Genomic DNA, 2,818 nt, shown 5'->3' with positions numbered 1-2,818 from the left:
ACATCAACCTAACCGGCGATTACGTCTGGCGGCAGAGCCGCAGACTGGAAGACGGGAAGTTTCGGCCCTTACGGATGCCCGGAAAACCTTAGCGTACGATTTTTTCCGAATTCTGCGGGCTCCCCCAGTATGACGCTCCGGAAACTGCACCGGCGATCAGGCTGAGTATTGACAGTGTGCTTCAGTATATTGTTTACAGCCGGTTAAGGGAGGGGGTCGAGCAACATCACGCCCAGTCAGGCGCTGCGGTGCTTGTCAGCGTAAACACCGGCGAAATTCTGGCTATGGCATCCTATCCGTCGTTTAATCCCAACCGTTTTTCCGGTGCCACTTCCGCTGAAATGCGTAACGTGGCGATTAATGACAGCTTTGAGCCGGGTTCAACGGTTAAACCCTTCGTCATTCTTGAAGGCCTGCGCCGCCATATTATCAGCAGCAGCACGCTTCTTGACACAAGGCCGTTCAGGGTTGACGGCCATCTTATCCGGGACGTGGGATACTGGCCGGCGCTGACGCCGACCGGCATACTTCAGAAATCCAGTGATACCGGAGTTTCACATATTGCCCTGGCGATGCCTTCGGATGCGCTGGTAAAAACGTATTCATCCTTCGGGCTGGGAAAACCGACAGGGCTGGGCCTTCCCGGTGAAAGTACTGGTTACTTTCCGTTCAGTCGCCATCGATGGGCTGATATTGAGCGCGCCACCTTCGCTTTTGGCTACGGCCTCCGGGTAACCCCGCTCCAGTTAGCCAGAGCCTATGCCACTCTCGGGGCCTGTGGCGTTTATCATCCGTTATCCGTTACACGGTTATCCGCGCCGGTGTACGGTGAGCAGGTGGCGGACCCGAAGCTTGCCGATGCTGTAATCAGAATGATGGAAAGTGATGTGTTACCCGGCGGAAGTGGCGTAAGGGCAGCTGTACCGGGCTACCGTCTGGCAATAAAAACCGGAACCGCAGAGAAGTTAGGTGCCGGTGGAAAATATGACGGGGGGCATATTACCTATACGGCAGGCGTCGCGCCGGCGAGCCGTCCTGAAGTGGCACTGGTTGTGGTTATTAACAATCCCAAAGCGGGACAGCATTTTGGTGGCTCAGTGGCGGCGCCTGTCTTCGGCCAGATTATCGGTCCGGTGCTTACCCGGCTGAAGATTGCACCGGATGCTTTACGTGCTCCGGTGGTACACCGACAGTCCGGCTGAACAGAGCCTGTTTACTCATTATTTATCTATTATTACTTAACTTAATTTTAAAAAGGATATTAATATGAAAAAGATCCGCCTTATTATAATCTCTTTACTGGCTGGAATGTGTACTCCAGCATTATCTACACCAGTCAATGTTACTGATACAATACAAAGCACAGAAGACCATATCAAAGGTCGGGTTGGTTTTACTGAAATAGACTTTTTATCCGGGAAGGTTCTGAGTAGTCATCGCCGTGAAGAACGTTTTCCTATGATGAGCACATTCAAAGTTTTGTTATGTGGAGCAATATTAGTACGTGTTGATAAAGGGCTTGAACAACTTGAACGCCGAATTACCTATAATAAGCATGACCTGGACGACTATTCTCCACTAACCAGTCAGCACATTGCAGATGGAATGACGGTTTCTGAGTTATGCAATGCTGCCATTACCACCAGTGATAACACTGCTGCAAATTTATTGCTATCAACTATTGGCGGGCCGGAGGGATTAACTCATTTTCTGCGTAGCACTGGTGATAGTTATACAAGGCTTGATCGACACGAACCCAGCCTTAATGAGGCGAAGCCTGGCGATGAGCGTGATACCACCACTCCGGCAGCGATGGCTCAAACGCTACAAAAATTGTTAAACGAAAGTGTACTTACAGAAAAATCTCGAAAAAAATTAATAAGCTGGATGCAGGAAGATAAAGTCGGCGGGCCTCTGTTCCGCTCTGTACTGCCAGCTGGCTGGATGATAGCGGATAAAACAGGAGCAGGTGATCACGGATCTCGGGGCATCGTTGCACTGTTGGGCCCCGGAGGCAAGCCATCTCGTATAGTAGTCCTGTATATTACAAATACTCATTCATCTATGAATGAACTCAACGAGCATATTGCAGGGATCGGAGATTCAGTAATTAAGAACTGGTAATATATTTACAGTGGATTTGACCCTATATATCCAGACGTTTTTGCTCTCTTACGGTTGCGATAACTTCCTGCGTATATATTCCCGTGGTGAGCGATATCCCAGTGCACTATGCGGATGATGTTCGTTGTAATGACTGAACGCCACCGCCAGATTCATCACCGCTGCCTCGCTGTCCGGTTTCGGCATGATGCTGATGTAGTCCCGTTTTATCGTCATCACGAAGCTTTCTGCTATGCCATTGCTTTCCGGGCTTCGCACTGCTGTCGTACAAGGCTCCAGTCCCAGCAACCGGGCGAACGCCGGCACTGTTGGCAACTGCCTTCCGAAGCGTTTTTCCACCGCACCCAGCATGACATCCTGCACCGTTTCTTTGTCATAGCCTCCGGTGCTCGCTGCCCAGTCAATGATCTCCCTGTCGCAGCAGTCCTGCGCGAAGGTCACCCGCAGCTTTTCGCCATTATCACAGCGGAACTCAAAGCCATCTGAGCACCAGCGCCGGTTACTTTCCGCTACTGCTACGCGCCCCTTATGGGCCCGCTTACGGCAAGGATCAGCGGGTTTACGTTCAAGAAGCAGATTATGCGTTCTCATAATGCGATACACCCGCTTTGCATTAACCACAGGCAGGCCGTCCCGCTCCGACTCCCGTCGCAGCAGCGCCCACACACGGCGATAACCATACGTCGGCAGGTCA

General features: G+C 51.3%; 3 protein-coding genes and 1 pseudogene. 3 read left to right on the top strand and 1 reads right to left on the bottom strand.

Annotated features, from left to right (window positions below):
- The 3 genes and pseudogenes from ACSIPU_RS30150 to ACSIPU_RS30140 all read left to right on the top strand — a co-directional run.
- A partial coding sequence (locus tag ACSIPU_RS30150; protein WP_370447373.1) for a hypothetical protein occupies nt 1–92 on the top strand: 92 nt, incomplete at its 5' end.
- A gap of 36 nt (nt 93–128) precedes the next feature.
- A pseudogene (locus ACSIPU_RS30145) lies at nt 129–1,202 on the top strand (penicillin-binding transpeptidase domain-containing protein); the annotation flags it as partial.
- Nucleotides 1,203–1,266: 64 nt separating this feature from the next.
- Entirely contained in the window at nt 1,267–2,124 is an 858-nt protein-coding gene (locus tag ACSIPU_RS30140; RefSeq protein WP_012477595.1) for a class A beta-lactamase LAP-2, read from the top strand.
- A gap of 48 nt (nt 2,125–2,172) precedes the next feature.
- Here ACSIPU_RS30140 and ACSIPU_RS30135 read toward each other — a convergent pair.
- Nucleotides 2,173–2,818 (bottom strand): integrase core domain-containing protein (locus ACSIPU_RS30135; protein ID WP_263955493.1); only part of this gene is annotated, 646 nt, incomplete at its 5' end.

The organism is Klebsiella sp. HN106, assembly GCF_051209435.1.
Taxonomy (GTDB): Bacteria; Pseudomonadota; Gammaproteobacteria; order Enterobacterales; family Enterobacteriaceae; genus Klebsiella; species Klebsiella oxytoca.
Note: the sequence above shows the minus strand (reverse complement) of the source record. Positions and strands in the feature narration are given on the sequence as shown.